Consider the following 4,846-nt stretch of genomic DNA (forward strand, 5'->3'; position numbering starts at 1 on the left):
CAACTCCCCCAATCAGTGTTGAAGGGGCAAACGCCCATCAACGCGCTCAAGGACTGGCAAAGGCAAAGGCCGGACATCTTCAAGAAGCGGCCGTATAATCACGCGGGATGTGACACCTAGGTTCGACGGCAATGCGCGAAAATATGCGCACCATTTAGTTTGGCTGCCCATCTTAATTCAATTTTAACGTTCTCCACGATACCCCTGCGCCATCGAACCGCGTGTTCAAGCTCCGCCTAAACGAGGCTGGGTCACGCATAGAGTTTTTGCAAACCTCGATCGAAAAGTGAGACAGCATGCCTTTGCCACGAGTCTTCATCTCTACGGACCTGCGGCTGGATTCGGCGGAACTCGATGACGCCCAATCACTGGTCCACGCGTTGATGTATCAGGACAAGATGGACATCGTTGGGATCTCGGCCACCGCCTCGAAATGGGGGATTCAAGACGGGCTGGTAGGCGACGTCAGGAAGATCCTCGATGTCTACGGCAAAGACCAAGAAAAACTTCAGGCGCATAGCGACAACTTCAAGACAGCCGCGGAACTGAAAGCAATCTCTTGGCAAGGTGCTACTGCGGTTGCGCCTTCGAAAGGCTACTCCAACTCAACCGACGGGTCCCACGCAATTGTAGCCGAAGCACGAGAGGCTGCCGCTGCCGGCGAGAAGCTGAATGTCCTCACTTGGGGTGGTGAGACCGACCTCGCACAAGCGTTGCATGATGCTCCTGATATTGCAAAGCACGTGCGCCTGTTCAGCATCAACAGGCAGGACAACGCGGCCTTCGACTACATCGCGTCGAACTTCAAAGGGAAGTTGGACATGTGGGTCGACAACCAGTCCAGCTACTTTGGAATGTGGAAGAGCGAGCAGAGCGGTTACATCAACGGCTGGCATCAGGAGCATGCGGACGGCCACGGCAATCTTGGAGATTTGTTCGCAGATTTGTCCCTCCGGATTCACGGTCAGGAAGGTGTGAAGATGGGGGACAGCCCAACTGTGCTGCGCTTCCTGAGCGGCGACCAGAACGACCCCACCAAGGAGAGCTGGGGCGGCGAGTTTAGGAAGGTGTCTGACAGATACTACACCGACAACCCAGCCTACACGCGGTACGGGAAGGTGGGAGCCGGGTCCATCGCCGAGGATCGGGCGGCCTGGATGGGCGACTTCGCCGAACGCTTTGACTTGCTCAAGGACAACGGTTCGGCTCCTGCTCCTGCTCCTGCTCCTGCTCCCACTGCTCCGAGTGCTGATAGCTTGCCCGCCGGCAGCATCAGCGGCGGTGTTGGCAACGACACCCTGAACGGCAATTCCGCCAACAACATCATTTTCGGCCTCGGCGGCAATGATGTCATTGACGGCAAGGGCGGCGCCGACCAGATGCACGGTGGAACCGGCAACGACGTCTACTGGGTCGACAACTCCGGCGACAAGACCGTCGAGAAGGCGGGTGAGGGGTATGACTGGACCCACGCTTCCGTCAACTGGACCCTGGCCGACCATGTCGAGGCGATGTCACTGCGCACCGCCGCCAACATCAATGGGACCGGCAACGCCAGCGACAACTTCATCAATGGCAACAGCGGCAATAACGTCATCTTGGGGATGGCGGGCAACGATACCTTGGAAGGACGAGGCGGGAACGACACCCTGATCGGGGGCACGGGAGATGACCGGCTGGTTGGTGGCACGGGTGTGGACAGCTTCCGCTTCGCGGCAGGTGACGGTCGCGACACTGTCACCGACTTTTCTGCAAGCGGAGGCGAGGTTCTCGATATCCGCGGCTATTCAGGCTATCGCGAACTGCGCAGCGAGAATGGCGGCACCCGCGTCGTGCTGTCCGACAGCGACAGCATCCTGCTCGAGGGCGTGGCAAAGGCCAGCCTTTCGGGCAAGAATTTCCGGTTCGACGGAACAGCCCCGCAGGGCCCGGTTGAAGCGCCGGCTGCATCTCCGGCACCTGTCCTGGTGCTACCGACAGGCGGCAACCTCCTCGTCAACGGTTCATTCGAAAGCTCCTATGTCGCTCCGGGCAAGTATGCCGACTTTGGATCGGTGTCAGGCTGGAATGCCCTCCCCGGCGGCCGGATCGAGCTTTGGAACGCGCTCAAGGGTGTCTATGCAACGGACGGCGACACCTTCGCCGAACTTGACTTCCAAGGTGCGCGCGACGGCTTCTACCAAGATGTCGCGACCGTTGCCAACCAAGCCTATACACTGAGCTTCGACTTGCGCGGTCGGCCGGGTTCGTCACCGTCCACACAGCAGGTTGAGGTTGTCTGGAACGACAAGGTCGTGGCCACAACGACGCCGGGCTCGTCCTGGGGCACCTTTACCGTCGACGTCACCGGCACCAGCGGGACGGATCGCCTGATCATCCGCGAAGTCGGCAGCCAAAGCGCTGACGGCCTGGGCGCTTTGCTGGACGACTTCTCGCTGGTTGCCAAGGGCAGCACTTCGCCGGCCCCGGCTCCGGTCGTGCCGCCGGCACCCGAAGGCGACACCGTCGACTTCTCGGCTTCCAAACGGCCGGTGGTTGCCGATCTGCAAATCGATGCGGGATACCGCGTCCTCAACATCATGCCTTTCGGCGACTCCTTGACGGAAGGCTATGTGAGCAAGGGCAACACCGAGAGCGGCGGCTATCGTACATTCCTGTGGCGCGGTCTGGCCGAGAAAGACATCAAGGTAAACATGGTCGGCTCCCTCTTGGACGGACCTTCCAGCATCGACGCTGATCATCAGGGCCATCGTGGCTGGACGATCAACCAGCTCGATGCGTCTCACAAGCAGTTCCTTGAGAACGCCGATCCGGACGTGATCATGCTTATGGCCGGCACCAACGATAGCAAGACTGATACCGTTCAGCAGATGGTCGCGGAACTCCGCACCCTTGTGACGAACATCAGCGCCGACAGGCCCGACGCCATCATCATGGTCGGGTCCCTGCCGCCGATCCGGGTAGGGCAGTATCCGCAGTCGATGGCCGACAAGATAAAGGCCTACAACGAGGCGATGGATCCACTGATCGAGAACCTTGCGAAGCAGGGGCACAATGTCGTCTTCGTGAACATGAGCTTAATCCAGGTGAGTGACATGTCCAGCCTGTCCGTCGACAGTGGCACCCATCTGTCCGAAGCAGGCTACCAGAAGATGGCAGACCTGTGGCTGAAGGCGTTCCAGGATCATCTGGGCCTCGATGAGACCGGGATCGGGCTTGAGCGGGAGATCCTGACAGGCGTCCAGAACCTCGTAGGCTCAACTTATGGTGACACTCTGCTCGGCGATGGACAGAACAACAGCCTGTCCGGCCTTGCCGGAGCTGACACCTTGGACGGGCGCGCCGGCAATGACGTGCTGAACGGAGGCACTGGCAGCGACAGACTTATCGGCGGTGCGGGTACGGACATCATGTTTGGCGGCTCTGACACGTCGCGAGACACCTTCGTGTTCAATATGGCTTCGGAAAGCCGGCCAGGTTCCGCCCGCGATACCGTCCACAACTTCGTCTCGGGAACGGACAAGTTCGACTTCAGCGCATTTGACGCGAACGCTTCCGCTTCAGGCCACCAGGACTTCAGCTTTTCTGGCACAAACGCAGCAGCCCACTCCGTCTGGACGGCTACATCCGGAAAGGATCTCATCCTGAGAGCGGACGTGACCGGCGACAGGACAGCTGACTTCGAGGTGCTGGTCACAGACATTGCATCTCTTGCAACTTCCGACTTCCTATTTTGAGGTTGGTACCAACAGCGCAATGTGGAGCGTGATTACATCCGGATCACACTCCCTCTTGGAAGGCGATGATCCACCGGCGGCTCATCGCCTTTTCAAGTCGTGCCTTATGCCATCTATCTGGTCGGCACTGAACAATCCCCTCAGGCGGCCATTGCTTCCCGGTGATGGGTCCGTTCGCCTTGGATAGCCGTCACGATCAGGTTGAGTAACAGGGTCCAAAAGCCCGAAGATGGGTCAGGATCTTGCGGATGTTATGGCCGCAGGCGCAAAGGACGGCGAAGATCGCGTCGCCGATGCGGCCCTTCAGCGGGCACCTGGCGAGCCGCCCGTCGGACTTCATGTGCCCGATCTCGGGCTCAATGGCGCTTCGTCGCTTGAGGAGCTTTGCCAGGAGCGGGGTAACGCCGCGTCTCGTGCCGCTGATCAGGACCCTGGTCGTCTCCACGCCGTGGCCGCGATCAATGACGACCAGATCCGGCACCTGATCAGTTAGAATGGCGACCTGCTTCAGCGCAGGTGCCAGGATATGAGGCGAGTTCGCAATGGGTCTCGTTCCGACAGCGCATGCTGCCAAGCCGCGCTCCAGATTGCACCACCTCGCTCTTCTGATCCCATGATGAAAGAGCCGCTATGCTGATTCCTGTCAAACGACATCAGGAACCGACCCCTCGGCGTCACGAGGAACTGACCCCCTCCATTTTGGTCTGAACGTTGCTGTTGTTGGACCTGTCCCGGTTCCGTTCCGGTCTCGTGCTCATGTTAGGCGGCCTTGTTTTCGAAGGCCACGGGTGATTTCCAGCCCAATGCAGAGTGTCGGCGCCGCGGATTGTAGAAGCCGTTGATGTATTCGAGGAGGGCGATCTCGACGTCACGCCGGGTGTGCCAGTCGCGACGCCAGACCAATTCGGCCTTCAGCGACCTGAAGAAGCTCTCGACGGCCGAATTATCATAGCAATTGCCCTTGCCGCTCATCGATACGCTGAACCCATGTTAGCGTCCGAGGAGCTGGTGTAATTTCGTCGCCGCTGGCGGTGTGATCCCGGGTGGCCATCGAGGTGTAGGATCGAGGTGGAGTTTGGCGACTTCAACCACGGACCTTACGGAGACCC

Annotated in this window: 1 protein-coding gene and 2 pseudogenes; 1 reads left to right on the plus strand and 2 read right to left on the minus strand. The window is 59.6% G+C overall.

Going from position 1 to position 4,846, the window contains the following annotated elements:
* Window positions 1-296: 296 nt before the first annotated feature.
* Window positions 297-3,737: a nucleoside hydrolase-like domain-containing protein gene (locus tag OC184_RS19475; protein WP_265508824.1), complete on the plus strand. Its 3,441-nt coding sequence runs from the start codon at window positions 297-299 to the stop codon at window positions 3,735-3,737.
* A gap of 140 nt (window positions 3,738-3,877) precedes the next feature.
* Here OC184_RS19475 and OC184_RS19480 read toward each other — a convergent pair.
* Together OC184_RS19480 and OC184_RS19485 are read right to left on the minus strand one after the other, a co-directional pair.
* Window positions 3,878-4,266, minus strand: a pseudogene (locus tag OC184_RS19480) (IS5/IS1182 family transposase); the annotation flags it as partial.
* 230 nt (window positions 4,267-4,496) lie between these two features.
* A pseudogene (locus OC184_RS19485) lies at window positions 4,497-4,727 on the minus strand (IS3 family transposase); the annotation flags it as partial.
* Window positions 4,728-4,846 lie beyond the last annotated feature (119 nt).

This window comes from Paracoccus rhizosphaerae (genome assembly GCF_026162645.1).
Classification (GTDB): domain Bacteria; phylum Pseudomonadota; class Alphaproteobacteria; order Rhodobacterales; family Rhodobacteraceae; genus Paracoccus; species Paracoccus rhizosphaerae.

Excerpts from the sequence above, each read along its gene's own strand:
- OC184_RS19475 (WP_265508824.1), top strand. The coding sequence starts at position 297 with ATGCCTTTGCCACGAGTCTTCATCTCTACGGACCTGCGGCTGGATTCG.